This is a genomic window from Nonomuraea mangrovi (genome assembly GCF_042681425.1).
GTDB lineage: Bacteria > Actinomycetota > Actinomycetes > Streptosporangiales > Streptosporangiaceae > Nonomuraea > Nonomuraea mangrovi.
The window spans coordinates 143,150-165,509 of the sequence record NZ_JBHUFV010000035.1 but is presented as its reverse complement, the minus strand read 5'-3'; the positions used below and the strand labels follow the sequence as shown (position 1 = coordinate 165,509).

Sequence of the window (22,360 nt, the reverse complement as noted above, 5' to 3'; positions counted from 1 at the left end):
CATCGCCACGATGAAGCGCTTCGCACCGACCCGGCGGCGACTCGTCGCCGTCGCGCTGGCGGTCGCGGGAGCCACGACCCTGACGCCCGGCGCGGGAGCCATGACCGCGACTGCCGGCAGGGATCCGGGTCTGGCCAAGGCCCTGGACCTGCTCGACCGCTGACCCGAACGAAGGACGAACGATGCGTATCAGGACAGGATTCGTGCTCGGCCTGCTGCTGACCCTGAGCATGGCCGGATGCGGGCAGAGCGACAGCGGCGCCCAGGTGGCGACCGCCGGCACGGCGGCCGCCACCGCCTCCGCCACGGCGGCCCGGTCGGACACCGGCGGTCTGGCGTTCGCCCAGTGCATGAGAGAGCACGGCGTCGACATCCCGGACCCGCAGGACAACGGGCGGGTCGAGATCAGACTCCCGCAGGGCGTCGACCCGCAGAAGGCGCAGGCGGCGACCGAGCAGTGCAGGCGGCACCTGCCCAACGGCGGCGAGGCGGCCAAGGCCGACCCGCAGGCGGTGGAGCAGCAGCGCGCGTTCGCGCAGTGCATGCGCGACAACGGCGTCGAGAGGTTCCCCGACCCGGACGCGAGCGGCGGCTTCCAGATCGGCCCTGAGGGCGGGGTGGACCCGAACGACCCCAAGGTGCAGGCGGCCCAGCAGGAGTGCGCCAAACTGCGGCCCGCACCACCGTCCGGAGGCCCCTCCGACGCTCCCACCATCGGGAGCGACGGGTGACCAAGGCCCGTGGTCCCCGGCTCTGGCGCGGCTGCGCCCCGGCGACGTGCTGCGCGTCGGTGGCACCGGCCTGCGCACCCGGCCGCTGCGAGCCTTCCTGTCGGCGCTCGGCATCGCGATCGGCATCGCCGCGATGACCGCCGTGGTGGGCATCTCGTCATCCGGCCGCGCCGAACTGGACCGCACGCTGGCCGCGCTCGGCACCAACCTGCTCACCGTCGCTCCCGGTAACACCCTGTTCGGTAAGGACGCCACGCTTCCCGCCGAGTCCGTCGCCATGATCTCCAGGATCGGGCCTGTGGAGCAGGTCGCCGCCACAGGGAAGCTGGCCGAGACGCACGTCTACCGCAACGACAGGATCCCCGCCACCCGCAGCGGCGGCATCTCGGTGCAGTCCGCACACCTCGGCCTGCCCACCACCGTGGCCGCCACCGTCGCCAGCGGCACCTGGCTCAACGCCGCGACGGCCCGCTACCCGGCCGTGGTGCTGGGCGCGACCGCAGCCGGACGGCTGGGCATCGCAGCCGCGGGCGCCGACGTCCAGGTCTACCTCGGCCGCAGGTGGTTCACCGTCGTCGGGATCCTCGAGCCCGTCCCGCTGGCCGCCGAACTGGACTCGGCGGCGCTGGTCGGCTGGCCCGCCGCACGCTCCTACCTGGGCTTCGACGGACACCCGACGACCGTCTACACCCGCACCGCCGACGCGGCCGTCGAGGCGGTACGGGCGGTGCTCGCGGCCACCGCCAACCCGCAGGCGCCCAACGAGGTGAAGGTGTCCAGGCCGTCGGATGCGCTGGCGGCCCGCCAGGCCACCGATCGCGCCTTCACCGGCCTGCTGCTCGGCCTGGGCGCCGTGGCCCTGCTGGTCGGCGGCGTCGGCGTGGCCAACACGATGGTCATCTCGGTGCTCGAACGTCGCGCCGAGATCGGTCTGCGCCGCTCCCTCGGCGCGACCCGCGGGCAGGTCAGGCTGCAGTTCCTGGCGGAGTCACTGCTGCTGTCCGCCGTCGGAGGTCTGGGCGGCGTGCTGGTCGGCGTCGCTGTGACGGCCGGGTACGCGGCCACACAGACGTGGCCTGCCGTGGTACCCGGGTGGGCGAGTGGCGGCGGGCTCGCGGCCACCCTGCTCATCGGCGTGATCGCGGGCCTGTACCCGGCGATCCGCGCCGCCCGCCTGCCTCCCACGGAAGCGCTTGCCGGCACGTGAGCTTCGTCGAACCGGATGCCGGCCCTGGGCCGGCGACCAGAAGCTCGCCCATCGCGTGCGCGACGATGAGACCCTTCCGGGGCTCGCCCGTTGCTCACGATCGATGCCAGGCTCTGCCACGCGGTCGAGGGAGTCGTGAAGACCGAGCTTCTCCGAGGTGTGGTCGACCGCACGAGCTGAAAATCGGATGCCCACCCGCGAAACGCCCCTGTAGCCTGCGCGAGGACCTAAGAAGGGAATCGCTGTGGCACACGTCGAGGTAGGACACCTCACCTACGTCCTGCCGGACGGGCGGCCGCTGCTCAACGACGTGTCCTTCCGCATCGGCGAGGGCGTCAAGGCCGCCCTCGTCGGGCCGAACGGCGCAGGCAAGACCACGCTGATGCGCCTGATCGCCGGCGACCTGCAGCCGGTCGAGGGCAGCGTGGCCAGCTCGGGCGGGCTGGGCGTGATGCGCCAGTTCATCGGCAGCATCCGCGACGGCAGTACTGTGCACGACCTGCTGCTCAGCGTGGCCCCTCCCGCCGTACGGCAGGCGGCGGCGGCGCTCGACAGGGCCGAGCTGGCGATGATGGAGCGCGACGACGAGAAGACCCAGATGCGCTACGCCCAGGCGATCACGGACTACACCGACGCCGGGGGCTACGAGATCGAGGTGCTCTGGGACACCTGCACGATCGCGGCGCTCGGCGTGCCGTACGACAGGGTGAAATATCGGGAGACGTCGACGCTGTCGGGTGGTGAGCAGAAGCGGTTGGTCCTGGAGGCGTTGCTGCGCGGCCCCGACCAGACACTGCTGCTGGACGAGCCGGACAACTACCTCGACGTGCCGGGCAAGATCTGGCTGGAGCAGCAGCTCAAGGAGACGCCGAAGACCGTCGTGCTGGTCAGCCACGACCGGCGGTTGCTGGCGAACTCCGCCGACCGCATCGTCACCGTCGAGTCGGGCAACATCTGGATCCATGGCGGCGGTTTCGGCACCTACGCCGAGGCCCGCAGGGCGCGCAACGAGCGCCTCGACGAGCTGCGCAAGCGGTGGGACGAGGAGCACGCCAAGCTCAAGGCCCTGGTCAACATGCTCAAGAACAAGGCCAGGTACAACGACGGCATGGCACCCGCCTACCACGCGGCCCAGACACGGCTGCGCAGGTTCGAGGAGGCGGGACCGCCGGAGTCGGCGCCGAGCGACCAGAAGATCAACATGAGGCTGCGCGGGGGGCGCACGGGCAAGCGCGCGGTGATCTGCGAGAGCCTGGAGCTGACCGGGCTGATGAAGCCGTTCGACCTGGAGGTCTGGTACGGCGAGCGCGTCGCCGTCCTCGGCTCGAACGGGTCGGGAAAGTCCCACTTCCTGCGCCTGCTCGCCGAGGACCAGGTCAGGCACACGGGCGTGGCCAGGCTCGGCGCGCGCGTCGTCCCCGGCCACTTCGCGCAGACGCACGCCCGCCCGGAGCTGCACGGCCGCACGCCGTGCGAGATCGTCATGACCGAGCACGCCAGGCTCAAGAACGAGGCCATGAAGATCCTGGCCCGCTACGAGCTTGCCGGGCTCATCGCCGACCAGCGCTTCGAGACGCTGTCGGGAGGGCAGCAGGCGCGGCTGCAGATCCTGCTGCTCGAACTGTCGGGCGCGACGCTGCTGCTGCTCGACGAGCCGACCGACAACCTCGACCTGGCCAGCGCCGAGGCGCTCCAGGACGGGCTGAACGCCTTCGACGGCACCGTGCTCGCGGTCACGCACGACCGATGGTTCGCCGATGACTTCGACAGGTTCCTGGTGTTCGGCTCCGATGGCAATGTGTATGAATCGCCCGAACCGGTGTGGGACGAAACTCGCGTGGTCCGGCAGCGCTGACGTTATAGGCAACTGTCGTGACACATTAAAGAGTTGGTACGGCAGGCGCGTGTCCGTGCTTGCCGTACCACGGAAACCGGTTATCACGGCACAGTGATTCCGCGTATCCGTACCATCGCCGCCCTAGCCCTGATCCTCGTGACGGGTTGCTCCGCGGCGGAGAAGCCGCCTGTCCAGATGAAGCCGCTCGTGCTCAAGGAGCAGGCTTCGACGGTCGCCAAGAGCGCCGACGGGTACGTCGTGAACTGGGCGGGCGTGCTGGTCAACAGCAACCCGTGGCACTTCGGCGAGCACGTCGTCGCCACGGTCGTCGGGCGCGACGCCAAGGGGGCCGAGGTGGTCCACATGGACCAGCCGCTCGACGCGGTGCCGCCGGCGGGGACGCTGGCGTTCACCGGGCAGGCGATGGCCTCGGCCAAGCCGGTGAAGGTGACGATCGAGTACCGCTCGACGCAGTGGCGGCAGGCGGCGCGCGTCCCCTCGTCGCTGCGGAAGTTCCCCGTGAGCAAGGTGCAGACCTTCAAGCAGAAGGGCGGCGCCTACCTGATCACCGGCGAGGTCGGCAACCCGTACGTGCTGCCCGCGAGCAGCCTGGTCATCAGCGCGCTGCTGCGTGACAAGGCGGGCAAGCTGCTCGCCGGCGCGAGCACGTTCGTCGACGACGTCCAGGCGGGCAAGGCTCCGCGCTTCATCCTGACCGTCGAGGGTCTGCCCCCGTCGGCGCAGGTGGCGAAGACGGACGTGGTGGCCAGGACATGGGGCGCGACCGGGCGGCCGTACGAGGAACTGGCGCTGGGCGGCGCGGTGCCCATGCACACGGTCAAGCCGACCACCGCGCCGTTCGCGAAGGACAGGGGCCGGCAGGTGCTGCCGGGCGAGTCCAAGCCGTGAGCGCCTAGCTGACGGACCCAGAACCATGGCCCGCGGATTCCGCGGGCCATATTTTTGCCGCCTCAGTCATGAAATTTCCGGATTGGTTTTCTTCTGTGGTCCGCTCGCCAATAGGGCGATAAATCGGGCATGGGGGAGGGGTTTTCTTTACGGACCCGAATGAAAGGGTAGAACTGCAAGTTACCAATCCATTACCTTCGGTGACGTCGGCAATTCGCCTTCTCGGTCCCGCCTGGTCGAAGGGAGGCCGGTCACCGTGTGCGTGCCCCGCGGCTCCACACCAGGGCAGGCACGGCGGCCCGCCGGGACCCCACACCTGCCGCAAGAGCGTCGAAAGGAGGGTGGCGCCTTCCCCCTGTCCTGACGTCATGGGTTCCGCGCCACACAACAGATGAACGACCGCGTTCTGGTCGAGGCTCTCCGCGTCCGCGACCCCGGTGCCCTCGCAGCGCTCTACGACTCGCATGCCCAGAGCATCTACCGATATTGCTGGACCCTCCTCAACAGTCCCGACAGCGCCCAGGTCGCCCTGCGCGACACGCTCATCGCCGCCGACGCCCACGTCGGCGAGCTGGCCGACCCCGGCAGGCTGCGCGCCTGGCTCTACGCGCTGGCCAGGCAGGAATGCCTGCGGCGGCGCACCGCCGCGGTCGAGGACGTGACCGAGACGCTCGTCGCGGTCCCTCCCATCGCCGACCCGGCCGACGCGGACATGCGGGTCATGGCGTGGAACGCCGTCCGCGGCCTGACGGCGGCCGAGGCCGAGTTGCTCGAACTGGCCACCAGGCACGGGCTTTCCACCTTCGATGTCGCGGCGGTTCTCGGGGTCACGCCGCGCCAGATCGAGGTCGCCCACGAGAACGCGCGCGAACGGCTCGGCGACGCGATCACCGCCGAGGTGCTCGCCAGGAAGGGGCCCTACGACTGCGCTCAGCGGGCCGCCATCCTGACCGGCTTCTCCGGCGAGCTGACCGCGGAGATGCGCGAGGAGGTGATCGTCCACCTGGGCAGGTGCGAGACCTGCGCGCCGCACAGGTCGAGGCAGGTGGCGATCGCGAAGGTCTTCGACCTGCTGCCGACCGTGGTGCTGCCGGAGACGCTCAGGGTCAGGGTGATGAGCTGCTTCGTCGACCCCGAGCTGCTGCCGTACAGGAGGTATGTGGCGCGCAGGTCGGCGGCGCTGGACGCGGCCGGATTTCCCCATACCGGAGAGGGGAGGGGGCGCCGCTGGTCGCAGGCGCTGGCGGGTGCGCTCGCGGCGGTGGCGGCGGTCGCCGCCATCGGCATGATCTTCAGTTACTTCGGCAAGGAGGGCGACGGGGTCACGGGCATCGCCTCGGGGGCGTTTCCCGCGACCGGTGAGCCCCCGGGGATCAGGTTGCCGTGGCTGCCCGAGCCGCAGGAGACGCCGATCGAGGTCGAGCCCATCCTCGACAGCTCGGCGACCTACCCGATCGGGGCGCACCGATCGACGGCGCCGATCACCGTGACGACGCCGGACACCGTACCCGCGCCGCCCCCGAACATCCCTGTGCCGTGGCCGACCCGCACAGGGCCCGGGCCCGCGCCGACAGGCCCCGCGCCGACCGGGCCGCAGGAGCCGCCGCGGACGCTGTCGCCGGGGGATCCGCCGTGGACCGAGCCGCCGCGTGACCACCAGGGCAGGCCGACGAAGACGCCGTGCCCCACGAGAACGCCGACCCCCAGGCCGACGGCTCCGTCCACGCCGACGTCGACGGTGAAGCCGCCGACCCCGACCCCGACCCCGACGCCGCCCAAGCCGACCGTGACACCCACGACCGGACCCACGGCCCCCAGGGTCCCGACGGAGCCGCCCAAGCCCGACCCCACCCCAACGTCCACGCCGGCCGACCCGCCGCCCACGAAGGACCCGCAGCAGAGCACGGGCGGCTCCGGTACGGCCGCGGGCGGCGCCGACTCCGGCGGCGCAGGGGGATCGGGCGGGGCAGGCCCAGGATCGGGGGCCGCCGGAGATTCGGGCGGGCCCGGCACCGGAGGCTCGGGCGGCCAGGGCGGCTCCGGCGGATCCGGGTCGGAAGGAGCAGGCTCGGGAGGAACCGGGTCAGGAGGAGCGGGCTCAGGGGGATCCGGGTCGGGAGGGTCCGGGTCCGGAAGCGATGGCGCGCCGGTCGTCACGTCCGCCGACGCGCCCCCGCGGGTCCTCAACGAGGCGTCCACGCAGGAGAACACGTAAGCCCGGTGGAGCGCTTCACCGTCAAGGGGCACCGGGTCTGCCCTCTCCCCGTCCCAGGGGAGCTGGCCGACCTGGTGCCCCGCATTCATGAGGTCGACTGGCCGACCTGGCTCGACCCCGGCCCCCGCATGCTGAGGGACGTGCTCGACCTGTCCCGCCTGCTCACCGCCCGCTCGCTGGCCGCCCTGTCGTGGCTGGCCCTCGGCGACCAGCCCGCCGACCTCGACTGGCTGTGGACCAGGCGCCGGCTGACCGGCCCCCGCCAGGAGCGCATGTACGGCGCGGCCGCCGCCGTCCCCGACCCCGTCCTCGCGCTCGTCGTGGCCGACTGGACGTGGGTGCTCGGCACCGCCTACGGCGGCAGGGTCACCGCCCCGTACCTCGCCGGAGCCGCCTACCCCCGGGTCGGCCACCAGGCGGCCCACGCCACGATGACCCTTTACCAGACCTACGACCGCCACCCCGACGCGCGTCCCGCGATCGCCGCGGCGTGGGCGGCCTCACGCGTCACCGCCGACTGGTGCAAGGCCGCCGAACTTCACGCTGCGTATGGGAGTGAGGCTCCGGTCTTCGCCTATCCGAGAGGGGCGATACCCGCCTCAACAGGACTTCGGTCGTGGATGGAACGCCTGTTTCGCCTGCGATGATTACGTTACGTGAGTTTCATGTGTGCGGAGTGTTACCACTGGGAATTGTGTGCATAGAGTGACGACGCATGCGCAAGGGAGACCCTTATGCACACCGTCAAGGCACGGCTGACGATCGCCTGCTGCTTGGTGGTGACGATGTGCCCACCGGCCACCGCCGAACCCGCGCCATCAGCGGGAGACGTGGCCAGGGCTCGTGCCGCCGTGCAGGCGAGAGCCAAGGCTCTCGGCGCGGCCACCGCCCGGCTGGCCAGCGCCAACACCCGCCTGGACGACCTGGCCGCCGAGGCGGGCCGGCTGGTGGAGGCCTACAACGGCCAGCTCGTACGGCTGGCGGCGACGCAGCAGCATCACGCCATCGCCATGGAACGCCTGCAGGCGGCCGAAGCCAAGGTGAACGAGACCAAGGCGGCCGTCTCCATGCTGGCGGCCCAGTCCTACGCTGGCATGGACCTCAGCGACCCCATGGTCAGCCTGTTCAGCGGCGGCGGCGGATTCGAGGGCTACCTGCACAGGGCGGCCATGCTCGAATCCATCGGCAAGGAGCAGAGCGAGAAGCTGAAACAGGTGCGCGACACCCAACAGGTGGCGGCCGTGCTGCGAGCTCAGGCCGCCGACGCCTACAACGAACAACAACAGGCCGCGAAACAGGCCGAACAGTTCAAGGCGGTCGCCGAGGCCGCGGTGGCCGGACAGCAGCGAGAGGCCAAGCTGCTCGAGGCCGAGAAAGCCGAGATGGAGCAGCGCGCCGACGCGGCGCGTACCAGAGCCGAACGGCTGGCCAGGGAGCGGGCCGCGGCGCTGGAGCAGGACAGGCTGAACCGCATGGGCGGCGCCGGATCGGCGGCCCGGTGGATGGCCTCAGGCGACTCGGCCGGGGATGTCGCGGCCAACTGGGCGCTCTCGCAACTCGGCAAACCCTACGTGTGGGCGGCCGACGGCCCGTCGAGCTACGACTGCTCCGGGCTCACGATGCGGGCGTGGGAGAAGGTCGGGGTGCGGATCGACCACTGGACCGGCACCCAGTGGACCTCTGGCCCGCACATCCCGCTGAACCGGCTGAAGAGAGGCGACCTGCTCTTCTACGGCAGGGAAACGAGCGATCCCGGCGACATCCATCACGTGGGCCTGTTCGTCGGGCGCGGGATGATGGTGCACGCCCCGCAGACGGGAGACGTGGTCCGCGTCGCCTCCATGTGGCGCAGGGACCTGGTCGGCGCGACCCGTCCCCGCTAGTGCGGTGTCCACTAACGTGCACCGGCTCTGGGCTTCCGGAGCGCCGAGGTTGACGGCCCACGCCGACCCGGCGAAGGTTCGTGGACACCGCACTAGGCCGCACGCATGGACCGTACGCCGGAGGACGCGGAGACGCCCGTGCGGCAGGCGCGCGGCCGTTCCGGTCAGGCCGCGGTGGTCATACCGCGGTTCCGGTCGGCCGCGGTTTCTTGGTCAGACCGCGGTGGTCAGACCGTGGTTCCGGTCAGGCCGCGGTCGCGGCGAGACGGAGGTTCCGTGAGGCGCCGGCCACCACGAAACCCCGCGTCCCGCGGAAGGCGATCAGTGAGCGGTGTAGCCCTGGTCCTTCGCCCGCTGGAACGAGCGCACGATCTCGGCCTCGGCCTCGACGCGGCCCACCCAGTTGGCGCCCTCGACCGACTTGCCGGGCTCGAGGTCCTTGTACACCTCGAAGAAGTGCTGGATCTCCAGCCGGTCGAACTCGGCCACGTGGTGGATGTCGCGGATGTGCTCCATCCGGGGGTCGGTGGCGGGGACGCAAAGGACCTTGTCGTCGCCACCCTTCTCGTCGGTCATGCGGAACATGCCGACCGCGCGACAGGTGATGTAGCAGCCGGGGAAGGTCGGCTCCTGCAACAGCACCAGGGCGTCGAGCGGGTCCCCGTCCTCACCGAGGGTGTGCTCGATGAAGCCGTAGTCGGCGGGGTACTGCGTGGAGGTGAACAGGAGCCGGTCAAGCCTGATCTTGCCGGTCTCGTGGTCCACTTCGTACTTGTTCCGTTGTCCCTTCGGAATTTCAACGACAACGTCGAACTCCACCGCGGTTCCTCCGCTCGAGCCCCCGGGCAACCCCGGTTGGGCGTTAATGTCTCGTAGGCGAACTGAGAGAGAGGTCGGCGACGTGGTGCGGCGCGAGCGATGGGTGGCGTTGACCACACTCGCCATGCTCCAGGCGGTGACGATCGCCATCGGCGCTTACGCGATGACGAACGACTTCAGCCTGGGCGCGCTGACGAGGCCTGAGCCACTTCCGACCGAGCGTGCTGAGCCTTCGCCCGTCCCTGTGGTCACCGCGGGGCCGGTACTGGCCACGGGTGGAGACGGACCTCTCCCCACCAAGGGTACTTTGGCCGCACGGCTCACCGACGCCCTGGGTGACGATGCGCTCGGCGGCAGGGTCGGCGCGGTCGTCATCGACGCCGCGACCGGCCAGCAGATCTTCGCCGCCAACGCGGCCACCGGCATCACCCCCGCGTCCACCACCAAGGTGGTGACCTGCGTCGCGGCGCTCGCCTCCCTCGGCCCCGACGCGCGCCTGACGACCTCCGTCGTCCAGGGCCCGAAGCGCGGCACGATCATCCTCGTCGGCGGCGGCGACCCGACACTCGCCGGCCCGTCGGCCAAGCCGGGCGCCTACCCCAAACAGGCGTCGCTGGTCCAGCTCGCCTCCCGCACCGCAGCGGCGCTGAAGGCCTCCGGCGTCACCAAGGTCACGCTCTCCTACGACGCCTCCCTCTTCACCGGCGCCACCTCGGCGCCCGGATGGAAGCCCAACTACATCCCCGAGGGCGAGGTCGCTCCCGTCCACGCGCTGGCGATCGACGAGGGCCGCCAGAACCCCGCCTCCTCCGCCCCGCGCGTCGCCGACCCGGCCGCCTACGCGGCCTCCGCGTTCGCCAGAACCCTCGGCAAGTACGGCATCGGCGTCAGCAGGTCGATCAAGCCGGCGAAGGCCACTCCCGGGGCGGACACCCTGGCCGCCGTCGAGTCCGCCCCCCTCTACGCGCTCGTCGAACGCACGCTGACGAAGAGCGACAACGACCTCGCCGAGGCGCTGGTCAGGCACGTGGCCATCAAGGAGGGCCAGCCCGCCTCCTTCGAGGGGGCCTCCCGCGCGGTCCTGTCGGTGCTCAAGCGGCTGGGTGGCGACAGGGGCGTCATGGTCTCCGACGGGTCGGGGCTGTCCATCAGGAACAGGATCAGCGCGGACGCGATGGCCCGCGTGCTGGCCATCGCGACCAAGGACCCCGCGCTGCGGCCGCTCCTGTCCGGGATGCCGATCGCCGGGTTCACCGGCACGCTCGGCCACCGCTTCACCCGCGACGACAGCAAGGCGGAGGTGGGTCTGGTCCGCGCCAAGACCGGCACCCTCAACAACGTCAACACCCTCGCCGGGTTCGCGACCACGCGCACGGGACGGCTGGTCACGTTCGCGTTCATGGCCGACAAGGTCCCCTACACCGCCGAATCGGTCCTCGACCGCCTCGCCGCCATCGTCGCCCGCTCCTGACCGCCCCGCCCTCCGCGGGGTCCGGCCCACTCCTTGCCCACCGCCCCCGCGGGGCCCGGTCCGCTCCTGGCCCACCGCCCCCGCGTGCCCACCGCGCCCGCGGGGGCCCAGCCACTCCTGACCCATCGCCCTTGCGGGGCCGTTCCTGGCCCGCCGTCTCCCGGCTCCCGTGGGACCCGCTCCAGAACGGCGGCCCGCACCCACCCTTCGTGCCGCCCCTGCGCATCCGGGCGCGCGGCTCGTTCTCTCGAAAGGCAGGCCGACGCATCCGGCGCGGCTCGTCTCCCAAAGAGGCAGGCCGGTGGGTCCAAGCGCAGGTCCGGGCGCTTCGGGAGAGACCAGCGGCCCGGGCCGAGGCGTCTCCGCCCCGCGAGGGCGAACGGTGCCACGCCGTCCGGGATGGCGCCCCTGGACCCCGAGAACCCCGGCCACGGCCGCGCTCCAGCAGGGACGGCGAACCAGTTCTTCGCAGCCGACGAGCTGACCACGTACGGTGGACGGTATGCAGGTGATCGACTGGGATCTGGCCGTCTCCACCGGAACGCGCCTGGTGCGCCCCGGACCACAGGTGAGTCGTGAGGAGGCCCGCCACGCCGTCGCCGAACTGCGCACGCTCTCGCGAGAGGCGGAGGGCCACGTCCGCGAGTTCACCAAGATAGATGCGGCCACTCCGCCGCAACCCGCCACCATCGTCGACAGGCCCGGCTGGATCAGGGCGAACGTCGAAGGCTTCCGCGTCGTGCTCGAACCGCTCACGGAGCGGATGGCCAACCGTGACAACCCGCCGCCCGCCATCGTCAGCGCCGTGGGCTCCCGCATCACCGGCGTCGAGGTGGGCGCCGTGCTCGCCTTCCTCGCCTCGCGCGTGCTCGGGCAGTACGAGCTGTTCCTCCCGCCGGACCCGACGGGGGTCGAGCCGATCGGCCGCCTCACGCTCGTCGCGCCGAACATCGTCAACGCCGAGCGCGAGATGGGCGTGCACCCGCGTGACTTCCGTCTCTGGGTGTGCCTGCACGAGGAGACCCACCGGGTGCAGTTCACCGGGGTGCCGTGGCTGCGCGAGTACGTCAGGTCGCAGATGACCGACTTCCTGCTCGCCTCCGACCTCGATCTGACCACCCTGCTCGAACGGCTGCGCGCCGCCGCCGACACCGTGGCCGACGTGGTGCGCGGCACCGGCGACGGCAACCTCATCGACGTGATCCAGACGCCGGAGCAGAAGGAGATCCTCGACCGGCTCACCGCGGTGATGACGCTGCTGGAGGGCCACGGCGACTTCGTGATGGACGCCGTCGGACCGACCGTGGTGCCGTCCGTGGCCGACATCAGGGCGAAGTTCAGCCAGCGCCGGGAGGGGACCTCGCGGCTGGACCGCACGGTCCGCAAGCTGCTGGGTCTCGAGATGAAGATGAAGCAGTACGCCGAGGGGTCGGCGTTCGTGCGTCACGTGGTCGGCAAGGTGGGGATGGACGGGTTCAACCGCATCTGGACCTCGCCTGAGACCCTGCCGATGTCGGACGAGATCGCGGAGCCCGACCGGTGGATCGCGCGCGTCGTCCCGCGGGAACCGACCGCCATCCCGGCCCAGCCGTCCGATCCGGAGGCCTGACCCCTCCCTCCGGATCCGTGCCCTCGCGCCGCACCGACCCTCTCCGGCGGTGCGGGTCGCGAAGGGATCCGGGGGCTGTTGTGACGCTTTCCGCCCGCACCCAGCTCCGGCGGTGCGGGTCGCGAGGAGAGCGGGAGGTCTCCGCGCCGCGCGCTGACGGACCTCGTGAGGATCCGGGCGTCCGGTGGCGAGTGGTGGCCGGGGCGGGACAATGGTGGGCATGGGTCCACACCCCGCCGTCGCGGACGTCCGGCGAGCCGTGCGCGACGCGCTGGCCGACCTGAGCCCCGGCGACCTCGTGCTGGCGGCGTGCAGCGGCGGCGCGGACTCGCTCGCGCTGGCCGCCGCCCTGGCGTTCGTTGCGCCGAGGGCGAACATCCGCGCCGGTCTGCTCACCGTCGACCACCAGTTGCAGGAAGGTTCGAAGGACAGGGCCGTCAAGGTCGCCGAGACGGCGAAGGCGTGGGGTCTGGACCCTGTCGAGGTCCTCACCGTCCGCGTCGGTACGGCCGGCGGCCCTGAGGCCGCCGCCCGCGACGCCCGCTACCAGGCCCTCGCCGAGGCGGCCGATCGTTGGGGAGCCGCGGCGGTCCTGCTCGCCCACACGCGTGACGACCAGGCCGAAACCGTCCTGCTGGGCCTGGCGAGGGGCAGCGGGCCGCGGTCGCTGTCGGGGATGGCGCGGCGGGCGGGCCGCTACCGCAGGCCGTTCCTGCACCTGGGCAGGGACAGCACCGAGAGTGCGTGCGAGGCGCTCGGCCTCGACGTCTGGGACGACCCGCACAACGCCGACACCCGCTACACGAGGGTGAAGGTGCGCAGGCGGGTCCTGCCGGTGCTGGAGAAGGAGCTCGGCCCCGGCGTCGCCCAGGCCCTCGCCCGGACGGCCGAACTGGCGAGGGACGACTCCGACGCTCTTGACGAATGGGCTTCGAAGGTCTTCGACGATTGCGCTCTTAGCGATATCGGGGCAGTCGTGACGCTTGCCGTCCCGGCGCTCGAAGGCCTTCCCTCCGCCGTAAGGCGGCGGGTGCTGCGGCGGGCGGCGATCGCCGCGGGCGCGCCCTCAGGGGCGCTGTCGGCGGGCCACGTGATGGCCGCGGAACGGCTGATCACGGCGTGGAGAGGGCAGGGAAGGGCGGACCTACCCGGGGGAGTTGGCGTGGTTCGGCGGTATGGCACCCTTGTGTTCGCCCCCGCGCCCGAGAACCAAGCGTAAGGACACCCAGGTGGACGCAGCCGACATGGGCAAGGACCTCGAGAAGGTCCTCATCTCCGAAGACGAGCTCCAGGCCAAGATCAAGGAGTTGGCGGCTCAGATCGACGCAGACTACTCAGGCAAGGACCTGCTGCTCGTCGGCGTGCTCAAGGGCGCCGTGATGGTGGTGGCCGACCTGGCGAGGTCCCTGCACCTGCCCGTGCAGACCGACTGGATGGCGGTGTCCTCCTACGGCGCGGGCACCAAGTCGTCCGGGGTCGTGCGGATCCTGAAGGACCTCGACACCGACATCACCAACCGTCACGTGCTGATCGTCGAGGACATCATCGACTCCGGCCTGACGCTGAGCTGGCTGCTCGACAACCTGAAGTCGCGCAACCCCGCCTCGCTGGAGATCTGCACGGCGCTGCGCAAGCCGGACGCCATCAAGGTGCCGATCTCGGTGAAGTACGTCGGGTTCGACATTCCCAACGAGTTCGTCATCGGCTACGGCCTCGACTACGCCGAGCGTTACCGCAACCTTCCGTTCATCGGGACGCTGGCCCCTCACGTCTACAGCGGTTGACCGACGACGAATAGCCGGGAACATCGAGCGACCTGACGTACGTTGGTAGGGCAAGGCCGGAGGAGCGGGCAGTGACCCTGCGCCTCCCCCGGTGTACCTTCTGACACCGAGGGGGTGACCGCGTGTCGCCCCCGGGTAGTCAGTAGGAGCGGTGTCGGATGCCGCAGCCCCGGATGGTTCCGGGGTTCCAGGCCATGGTCAGGAAGGGACGGGCCCGCAGGGGTTCCGCATCGGATGGATCTCAAGCGATTTACACGTGGGCCACTGCTGTGGATCCTGGGCATCGTCGTGCTGCTCCTGCTTGTCACCACTATGTGGAGCGGTGACGGCAACTTCAAGACTGCCGACACGTCCACGGTGCTCAAGCAGATCCGCGACGGCAATGTTGCCAATGCGAAGGTCGTCGACAAGGACCAGCGCATCGAGCTCACTCTCAACAGCCCGATCAACGTCGGGGACGTCTCCACCAACCGCATCCAGTCGAGCTGGGTGGCGGGGCAGGGCGTCCAGCTCGTCGGCGAGCTGGAGAAGCAGGATCAGGCCGGCAAGCTCAAGAACGGCTTCAACGTCGAGGTGCCGCAGGAGAACTTCCTGATCGGTCTCCTCGTCAGCTTCCTGCCGATCGTCATCATCGTGCTGATCTTCCTGTTCATCATGAACCAGATGCAGGGCGGCGGCAGCCGGGTGATGAACTTCGGCAAGTCCAAGGCGAAGCTGATCACCAAGGACACTCCCAAGACGACGTTCGCCGACGTCGCCGGTGCGGACGAGGCCATCGAGGAACTGCAGGAGATCAAGGAGTTCCTGCAGGCTCCGGCCAAGTTCCAGGCGATCGGCGCCAAGATTCCCAAGGGCGTGCTGCTGTACGGCCCGCCCGGTACCGGCAAGACCCTGCTCGCCCGCGCGGTCGCGGGTGAGGCGGGCGTGCCGTTCTACTCCATCTCCGGCTCCGACTTCGTCGAGATGTTCGTGGGTGTCGGCGCCAGCCGCGTCCGCGACCTGTTCGAGCAGGCCAAGGCGAACGCCCCGGCGATCATCTTCATCGACGAGATCGACGCCGTCGGCCGTCACCGCGGCGCGGGTCTCGGCGGCGGGCACGACGAGCGCGAGCAGACGCTGAACCAGCTGCTCGTCGAGATGGACGGCTTCGACGTCAAGGGCGGCGTGATCCTCATCGCCGCGACGAACAGGCCCGACATCCTCGACCCCGCGCTGCTGCGTCCGGGCCGGTTCGACCGGCAGGTCACCGTCGACCGTCCCGACCTGGAGGGCCGCAAGGGCATCCTCAAGGTCCACGGCCGCGGCAAGCCGTTCGCGCCCGAGGTCGACCTCGACGTCATCGCCCGCCGTACGCCGGGCTTCACCGGCGCCGACCTGGCGAACGTGATCAACGAGGCGGCGCTGCTCACCGCGCGCGCCGACCAGAAGCTGATCTCGATGGACACCCTCGAGGAGTCGATCGACCGTGTCATGGCAGGTCCCGAGCGCAAGACCCGGGTCATGTCGGACAAGGAGAAGAAGATGATCGCCTACCACGAGGGCGGTCACGCGCTCGTGGCGCACGCGCTGCCGAACAGCGACCCCGTGCACAAGATCACGATCCTCTCCCGTGGTCGCGCGCTCGGCTACACGATGACCCTGCCGATGGAGGACAAGTTCCTCGCCACGCGGTCGGAGATGATGGACCAGCTCGCGATGCTGCTCGGCGGTCGCGCGGCGGAGGAGCTCGTCTTCCACGAGCCCACCACCGGCGCCTCGAACGACATCGAGAAGGCCACCGCCGTCGCCCGCCGCATGGTCACCGAGTACGGCATGAGCGAGCAGCTCGGCGCCCGCAAGTTCGGCACCGGGCAGGCCGAGGTCTTCCTGGGCCGCGAGATGGGCCACGAGCGCGACTACTCCGAGAAGATCGCCTCCACGATCGACGAGGAGGTGCGCCGGATGATCGAGACGGCGCACGACCAGGCGTGGGACATCCTCGTGGAGTACCGCGACGTCCTCGACAACCTGGTGCTCGAGCTCATGGAGAAGGAGACCCTCTCCCGCGAGATGGTGCTCCAGATCTTCGCCCCCGTCGTCGTCAAGGAGCACCGCCCGTCCTACGCGGGCTACGGCAAGCGGCTCCCGTCGGACCGCCCGCCGGTGCTGACCCCGAAGGAGCAGTCCGGCAACGGCGCTCTGACCGGCGGTCACGCGGACAACGCCCTCCCCGCTGGCGAGGGTGCGTGAACCCGCGCGACGTCGACCACGCTCGGATCGAGAAGGCCGTCCGGGAGATCCTCTACGCCATCGGCGAGGATCCGGACCGTGACGGCCTGCTCGACACGCCCTCCCGTGTGGCCCGCGCGTACGCCGAGCAGTTCTCGGGGCTGAACCAGCGCCCCGAGGACGTGCTGAACAAGGTGTTCGACGTCGACCACGACGAAATGGTGCTCGTCCGCGACATCGAGGTCTACTCGACGTGCGAGCACCACCTCGTCCCCTTCTTCGGGATGGCCCACGTCGGCTACATCCCCAACGACAAGGGACAGGTCACGGGGCTGTCGAAGCTGGCCCGCCTGGTCGACGTCTTCGCCAGAAGGCCGCAGGTGCAGGAGCGGATGACCTCGCAGATCGCCGACGCGCTCATGCGGGTGCTGGAGCCGCGCGGCGTGATCGTGGTGCTGGAGTGCGAGCACCTGTGCATGACCATGCGCGGGGTCCGCAAGCCCGGCGCGAAGACGCTGACGTCCGCGGTGCGGGGCGACTTCCGCACCAGCGAGAAGACCCGCGCCGAGGCGATGGCGCTCATTCTGGGTCGCTGACCCTGTTCCTCCCTCTGCCCGCCCCCTCCTCTGTACGGCAAGCCCGGGCAGGCGCCACCCACCGCACGTGGCCGGCGTCTGTCCAGGGATACGCGTCACCGAGCGCGCGTGGCCGGGGTGGGCGACGGACCAGATCGTTATCCACAAAGGGGCGACCCGGCGGGGAGACGGCACGAGTGATGCACCTAGGCTTGGGGATATGAGGATGGGGCTGCCAGTTGAGGAGCGCTGTCTCGTCATGGGCGTGGTCAACGTGACGCCTGACTCCTTCTCCGACGGCGGCCTGTGGTTCGACGAGCGCGCCGCCGTCCAGCACGGTCTCGAGCTGGTCCAGGAGGGCGCCGACCTGGTCGACGTCGGCGGGGAGTCCACCAGGCCCGGCGCGGCGCGGGTGTCGCAGGAGGAGGAGCTCGCCAGGGTCGTCCCCGTGATCCGCGCTCTGACGGCCGAGGGCGTCACGGTGAGCGTCGACACGATGCGGGCCGAGGTGGCGCGGGCGGCGGTCGAGGCGGGCGCCGCGCTCGTCAACGACGTCAGCGGCGGCCTGGCCGACCCCGACATGTCGAGGGTGGTGGCCGCGACGGGCGTGCCGTACGTCGTGATGCACTGGCGGGGCCACAGCCATGACATGGAGAGCAGGGCCGTCTACACCGATGTCGTCGCCGAGGTGCGCGAGGAGCTGGCCAAGCGGGTGGCGCTGGTGATGGCGGAGGGTGTCGCCGAGAGCCAGATCGTGCTGGATCCCGGGCTGGGGTTCGCGAAGAACGCCGAGCACAACTGGGCGCTGCTGGCCGGGATCGACAAGCTGGCCGAGCTGGGCTTCCCGCTGCTGATCGGGGCTTCGCGCAAGAGGTTCCTCGGCAGGCTGCTGGCCGATGCCGACGGCGCTCCCCGCCCCTTCGACCGCAGCGACCACGCCACGACCGCGGTGACGGCGCTGGCCGCGCAGGCGGGCGCGTGGTGTGTGCGGGTGCACGAGGTGGGTCCCAACGCCGACGCCGTCCGCGTGGCGGCCGCCTGGAAGCGAGGAGGCGGCCGATGAGCGTGGACGTCGCTGCGATCGAGACGGTCAACCAGGCTTTCTATACCGCGATCGAGGACGCCGACCTCGACAAGATGACCGAGATCTGGGCCGAGGACACCCTCGAAGGCAAGGTCTCGTGCGTGCATCCCGGCTGGTCGATGCTGGCGGGCAGGGCCGAGGTGCTGCGCTCGTGGGCGCTCATCATGGCCAACACGACCTACATCCAGTTCGTGCTCACCGACGTCCAGACGACCGTGCTGGGCGACCTGGCGGTGCTCACCTGCGTGGAGAACATCCTGACCGCGGGCGAGGAGGGCGAGTCCAGCTTCGCCGCGGGCAAGGTCGTGGCCAGCAACGTCTATGTCAGGTCGGGCAGGGGGTGGCGGCTGTGGATGCACCATGGTTCGCCCGTGCTGCAGAGCGAGGACGAGGACGAGGAGGAGGAAGCCGAACGTGACCGCTGACCGGATCACTCTCAAGGGGCTGCGCGCGCGGGGCCGGCACGGGGTGCTGCCCGCCGAACGCGAGCTCGGCCAGGAATTCGTGATCGACGCGACGCTCTTCCTCGACACCAGGCCCGCCGCCGACACCGACGACGTCACCAGGACCGTCCACTACGGGGAGCTTGCCCAGGACCTGACGAAGGTGGTCGAGGGCGAGCCGGTCAACCTGATCGAGACCCTCGCCGAACGGCTGGCCGAGCTCTGCCTCGCCAGCGAGGTCGTGCAGGCGGCCGAGATCACGGTGCACAAGCCGTCTGCCCCGATTCCGCTGCCCTTCGACGACGTGGCCGTCACGATCCTGCGGAGCCGAGCATGAAAGTGGTTCTCGCTCTTGGCAGCAACCTCGGACGCCGGTTCCAGACCCTTCAGGGCGCGATCGACTCGCTGTTCGACGCGCCCGGACTGCGCTTCGTCGCGGTGTCGCCGGTCTACGAGACCGACCCTGTCGGCGGTCCCGAGGACCAGAAGCCGTACCTCAACGCGGTCGTCATCGCCGAGTCCAAGCTCACCCCCGAGACGCTTCTCGACCGCGCCCAGAGCGTCGAGAACGCCTTCGGCCGGGTCCGCACCGAGCGCTGGGGGCCGCGCACGCTCGACGTCGACGTCATCGCGGCGGGCGACGTCGTCTCCGACGACCCTGACCTGACGCTGCCGCATCCCCGCTGCCACGAGCGCGCGTTCGTGCTGGTGCCGTGGTCGAACGCCGACCCCACGGCGGTGGTGCCGGGTCGCGGCGCGGTCGCCGACCTGCTGGCGGCTCTGGACCAGTCGGGCGTACGGCTGCGCCAGGACCTCAAGTTGCAGGGGCCGGATTGAAGCCCACCCGCCCCGCCGTCCTGGTAGGCGTGCTGGTCGTCGTCGCCCTGGTGTCCTGGCTGATCGTCAGGCAGTTCTACGCCAGCCTGCCGCTGGTGCCGTGGACGGCGATTCCGACCGTGCTGCTGCTGGCCGTCGGCGAGCTCTACAGCGGCTGGATGACGCGTGCGCGCATCGCCCGCAAGCCCGACACCAAGCCGGTGGAGCCGCTGGCGGTGGCCAGGCTCGCCGCCCTGGCGAAGGCCTCGGCGTACGCCGGCGCGGTGTTCGCGGGGATCTTCGCCGGGTTCTCGCTGACGACGGTCCAACTGCTGACCAGGGAGACGCCGCGCGCGGAGTTCTTCGTCGCCACGGGGTCGTTCATGTCGTTCGTGGTGCTGATCGTCGCGGCCCTCTACCTGGAGAACTCCTGCCGCGTCCCGAAGGAGCCCGAGGACGAGCTCAAGCGCCCCCTCTGAGCCGGCTCAGGTGGGGGTGGGCGTGCGGTCCGCTCGTCTTCCCCTGGAGAACAGGTAGATGACGGGGAGGGTGAAGAGCAGCGGCCCGACGACGGCGAAGGGCCGCTCCAGCCACCACATCAGGTTCGGTCGCGGGTCGGCCGAGGGGAAGCCGAACAGTCCCCACCACGCGCCCAGCGCGAGCGCCATTCCCGTGGTGTGGAACAGGAACAGCGGCAGCGCGAACCGGTTGATGGTCTCGTTGACGCGCTTCCATCTGGGCCGCTCCAGCACCCGCTCCATCGTCGGCCTGAGCACCTCCACCAGCCCGATCTGGAAGATGAGCAGGGCCACGATGACGAACGTGGGCGGGGCCATGTTGGACAGCTTGTCGCCGGGCACGCCGACCATCGATCCCGGGTACAGGCCGGAGTAGACCAGGCCGAACAGGCCGAACAGGCCGGTCCACAGGATGGCGAAGTCGTAGCGGCGGGGCAGGATCACGACCCGCTCGTAGAAGAAGCCCGCCTGGTGGGCCAGGCCCCACACCAGGATCATGTTGAGCCAGCCGACCCACTCGACGTGGTAGCGCAGCCGTATGACGTCGACGACGAGAGTCGCGCCGCCGAGCCAGATGAGGGCGAGCACGTCGTAGCGGCGGTGCAGCCACAGCGCGACGGGCAGCAGCGCGACCAGCATCACGTAGACGATGAGGAACCACAGCGGGCTGAGCACGAGCAGCACCACCCGCCACATCCACGGCACGTCGAACAGCAGGGTCACGACCAGGCCGATGGCGAGCCAGATGCCCGCCAGGGTCAGGCCGGGGACGGCCAGGGCCTTGATGCGCCGCCAGACGAAGGAGCCGATGCCCGTCCCCCGCTCGCAGGCCCGGTGCCAGGACAGGAGGTGGACGTGCCCGCCGACGTAGAAGAACAGCGGCAGCACCTGGAACAGCCAGGTGAGGATCCACAGGCCGGAGGTGAAGCCGAGGGGGCTGGTCGGCGAGGGCCCCTCCGGGGTCCAGACGAGGATGGTGAAGGCCCAGTGCCAGACGACCACGGTGATGAGACTGACCGCCCGGAGCCAGTCGACGTACTTGTCCCTCACTTGTCGATGTCACCCACCACGAAGAACATCGAGCCGAGGATCGCGACCATGTCGGCGACCAGGTGCCCCGGCAGCATCTCGCGCAGTACCTGGATGTTGTTGTAGGAGGCCGAGCGGAGCTTCATCCGCCACGGTGTCTTGTCGCCCTTGGAGACCAGGTAGTAGCCGTTGATGCCGAGCGGGTTCTCCGTCCAGGCGTAGGTGTGGCCCTCCGGCACCTTCAGCACCTTGGGCAGGCGCTGGTTGATCGGGCCAGGGGGTAGCGAGCGCAGCCGTTCGACGCAGGCGTCGGCGAGGTCGAGAGAGACCTTGAGCTGGTCGAGCAGGACCTCGAAGCGGGCGTGGCAGTCGCCCGCCGTACGGGTGACGACCTTGACGGGCAGCTCGTCGTAGGCGAGGTACGGCTGGTCGCGCCGCAGGTCGAAGTCGACCCCCGAGGCTCTGGCTATGGGGCCGCTCACGCCGTACTGCATGATCGTTTCGCGGTCGAGGACGCCGACGCCCCTGGTGCGGGCCAGGAAGATCTCGTTGTCGAGGATGAGGTCCTCGATGTCGGGCACCTTGGCGCGGGTGGCGGCGACGGCGGCGGTGACCCGGTCGAGCCAGCCCGCGGGCAGTTCCTCCTTGAGCCCGCCGACGCGGTTGAACATGTAGTGCATCCGCCCGCCCGAGATCTCCTCCATGACGCCCTGGATGCGTTCGCGCTCGTTGAAGGCGTAGAAGATCGGCGTGATGGCGCCGAGTTCGAGGGGGTAGGAGCCGAGGAACATCAGGTGGGAGAGCACCCTGTTCAGCTCGGCCAGCAGGGTGCGGGTCCAGACCGCGCGGGCGGGGATCTCCATGCCGAGCATGCGCTCGGTGGCGATCACCACGCCGAGCTCGTTGGCGAAGCCGGACAGCCAGTCGTGCCTGTTGGCCAGCATGATGATCTGGCGATAGTCGCGGACCTCGAACAGCTTCTCCGCGCCCCTGTGCATGTACCCGATGATCGGCTCGGCCGTGGCGATGCGCTCGCCGTCGAGGGTGAGGCGGAGCCGGAGAACACCGTGCGTCGAGGGGTGTTGGGGGCCGATGTTGAGGATCATGTCCTCCGTGGCCAGCTCCTTGGCGCCAGCTCCGATGCCGACCACGCGTTCTTCCATACCGTCATGCTGCCACTGGCGCTGATAGTGATCCAGTCAAGGAATGGTCTATTTGCGCA

General features: G+C 70.2%; 22 protein-coding genes. 19 read left to right on the top strand and 3 right to left on the bottom strand.

What is annotated here, in order from left to right; translation table 11 throughout:
* Window positions 1-10 precede the first annotated feature (10 nt).
* The 8 genes from ACFSKW_RS24750 (at window position 11) to ACFSKW_RS24715 (ending at window position 8,782) form a co-directional block, all read left to right on the top strand.
* Window positions 11-163 (top strand): hypothetical protein, encoded by a 153-nt coding sequence (locus ACFSKW_RS24750; protein ID WP_379574775.1) that lies wholly within the window; start codon window positions 11-13, stop codon window positions 161-163.
* 19 nt (window positions 164-182) lie between these two features.
* The gene (locus ACFSKW_RS24745; RefSeq protein WP_379574774.1) at window positions 183-731 is read left to right on the top strand and encodes a hypothetical protein; all 549 of its coding nucleotides are present in this window, start codon (window positions 183-185) and stop codon (window positions 729-731) included.
* A gap of 46 nt (window positions 732-777) precedes the next feature.
* The gene (locus ACFSKW_RS24740) at window positions 778-1,938 is read left to right on the top strand and encodes an ABC transporter permease (RefSeq protein ID WP_379574773.1); all 1,161 of its coding nucleotides are present in this window, start codon (window positions 778-780) and stop codon (window positions 1,936-1,938) included.
* Window positions 1,939-2,182: 244 nt separating this feature from the next.
* Window positions 2,183-3,793, top strand: coding sequence for an ABC-F family ATP-binding cassette domain-containing protein (locus ACFSKW_RS24735; protein ID WP_379574772.1), 1,611 nt, complete (start codon window positions 2,183-2,185; stop codon window positions 3,791-3,793).
* A gap of 93 nt (window positions 3,794-3,886) precedes the next feature.
* On the top strand, window positions 3,887-4,684 hold the full coding sequence (locus ACFSKW_RS24730; protein ID WP_379574771.1) for a hypothetical protein: 798 nt from the start codon (window positions 3,887-3,889) through the stop codon (window positions 4,682-4,684).
* Window positions 4,685-5,075: 391 nt separating this feature from the next.
* Entirely contained in the window at window positions 5,076-6,899 is a 1,824-nt protein-coding gene (locus ACFSKW_RS24725; protein ID WP_379574770.1) for a sigma factor, read from the top strand.
* Window positions 6,900-6,904: 5 nt separating this feature from the next.
* Entirely contained in the window at window positions 6,905-7,546 is a 642-nt protein-coding gene (locus ACFSKW_RS24720; protein ID WP_379574769.1) for a hypothetical protein, read from the top strand.
* A gap of 87 nt (window positions 7,547-7,633) precedes the next feature.
* Window positions 7,634-8,782 (top strand): C40 family peptidase, encoded by a 1,149-nt coding sequence (locus tag ACFSKW_RS24715; RefSeq protein WP_379574768.1) that lies wholly within the window; start codon window positions 7,634-7,636, stop codon window positions 8,780-8,782.
* Window positions 8,783-9,103: 321 nt separating this feature from the next.
* Here ACFSKW_RS24715 and ACFSKW_RS24710 read toward each other — a convergent pair whose 3' ends face one another.
* A complete protein-coding gene (locus ACFSKW_RS24710) occupies window positions 9,104-9,601 on the bottom strand; it encodes an inorganic diphosphatase (RefSeq protein WP_358137755.1) in 498 nt (165 codons plus the stop codon).
* 82 nt (window positions 9,602-9,683) lie between these two features.
* On the opposite strand from ACFSKW_RS24710, the gene dacB reads away from it, so the two are divergent.
* The 11 genes from dacB (at window position 9,684) to ACFSKW_RS24655 (ending at window position 20,070) form a co-directional block, all read left to right on the top strand.
* Window positions 9,684-11,072, top strand: coding sequence for a D-alanyl-D-alanine carboxypeptidase/D-alanyl-D-alanine endopeptidase (gene dacB, locus ACFSKW_RS24705; protein WP_379574767.1), 1,389 nt, complete (start codon window positions 9,684-9,686; stop codon window positions 11,070-11,072).
* A gap of 502 nt (window positions 11,073-11,574) precedes the next feature.
* Window positions 11,575-12,681: a zinc-dependent metalloprotease gene (locus ACFSKW_RS24700; RefSeq protein ID WP_379574766.1), complete on the top strand. Its 1,107-nt coding sequence runs from the start codon at window positions 11,575-11,577 to the stop codon at window positions 12,679-12,681.
* Window positions 12,682-12,901: 220 nt separating this feature from the next.
* Entirely contained in the window at window positions 12,902-13,900 is a 999-nt protein-coding gene (tilS, locus tag ACFSKW_RS24695; RefSeq protein WP_379574765.1) for a tRNA lysidine(34) synthetase TilS, read from the top strand.
* Window positions 13,901-13,910: 10 nt separating this feature from the next.
* Entirely contained in the window at window positions 13,911-14,465 is a 555-nt protein-coding gene (hpt, locus tag ACFSKW_RS24690; protein WP_379574764.1) for a hypoxanthine phosphoribosyltransferase, read from the top strand.
* A gap of 234 nt (window positions 14,466-14,699) precedes the next feature.
* Window positions 14,700-16,694 carry an ATP-dependent zinc metalloprotease FtsH gene (ftsH, locus tag ACFSKW_RS24685; RefSeq protein WP_379574763.1) on the top strand — a complete coding sequence of 665 codons (1,995 nt, stop codon included), beginning with the start codon at window positions 14,700-14,702 and terminating at the stop codon, window positions 16,692-16,694.
* Window positions 16,691-17,269, top strand: coding sequence for a GTP cyclohydrolase I FolE (gene folE, locus ACFSKW_RS24680; RefSeq protein ID WP_379574761.1), 579 nt, complete (start codon window positions 16,691-16,693; stop codon window positions 17,267-17,269). Before ftsH ends, folE begins: the two co-directional genes overlap by 4 nt.
* A 205-nt stretch (window positions 17,270-17,474) precedes the next feature.
* Window positions 17,475-18,311, top strand: coding sequence for a dihydropteroate synthase (gene folP, locus ACFSKW_RS24675; RefSeq protein ID WP_379574760.1), 837 nt, complete (start codon window positions 17,475-17,477; stop codon window positions 18,309-18,311).
* Window positions 18,308-18,757: a nuclear transport factor 2 family protein gene (locus ACFSKW_RS24670; RefSeq protein ID WP_379574759.1), complete on the top strand. Its 450-nt coding sequence runs from the start codon at window positions 18,308-18,310 to the stop codon at window positions 18,755-18,757. The genes folP and ACFSKW_RS24670 overlap by 4 nt, the downstream gene beginning before the upstream one ends.
* Window positions 18,747-19,112, top strand: coding sequence for a dihydroneopterin aldolase (folB, locus tag ACFSKW_RS24665; RefSeq protein WP_379574758.1), 366 nt, complete (start codon window positions 18,747-18,749; stop codon window positions 19,110-19,112). Before ACFSKW_RS24670 ends, folB begins: the two co-directional genes overlap by 11 nt.
* Entirely contained in the window at window positions 19,109-19,612 is a 504-nt protein-coding gene (gene folK / locus ACFSKW_RS24660) for a 2-amino-4-hydroxy-6-hydroxymethyldihydropteridine diphosphokinase (protein WP_379574757.1), read from the top strand. Before folB ends, folK begins: the two co-directional genes overlap by 4 nt.
* Window positions 19,609-20,070: a DUF3180 domain-containing protein gene (locus tag ACFSKW_RS24655; RefSeq protein WP_379574756.1), complete on the top strand. Its 462-nt coding sequence runs from the start codon at window positions 19,609-19,611 to the stop codon at window positions 20,068-20,070. The genes folK and ACFSKW_RS24655 overlap by 4 nt, the downstream gene beginning before the upstream one ends.
* A 6-nt stretch (window positions 20,071-20,076) precedes the next feature.
* On the opposite strand, the gene ACFSKW_RS24650 is transcribed toward ACFSKW_RS24655, so the two are convergent.
* On the bottom strand, window positions 20,077-21,159 hold the full coding sequence (locus ACFSKW_RS24650) for an acyltransferase family protein (protein WP_379574755.1): 1,083 nt from the start codon (window positions 21,157-21,159) through the stop codon (window positions 20,077-20,079).
* The gene (locus tag ACFSKW_RS24645) at window positions 21,156-22,301 is read right to left on the bottom strand and encodes an NADH-quinone oxidoreductase subunit D (RefSeq protein ID WP_379574754.1); all 1,146 of its coding nucleotides are present in this window, start codon (window positions 22,299-22,301) and stop codon (window positions 21,156-21,158) included. The genes ACFSKW_RS24650 and ACFSKW_RS24645 overlap by 4 nt, the downstream gene beginning before the upstream one ends.
* Window positions 22,302-22,360: the final 59 nt, after the last annotated feature.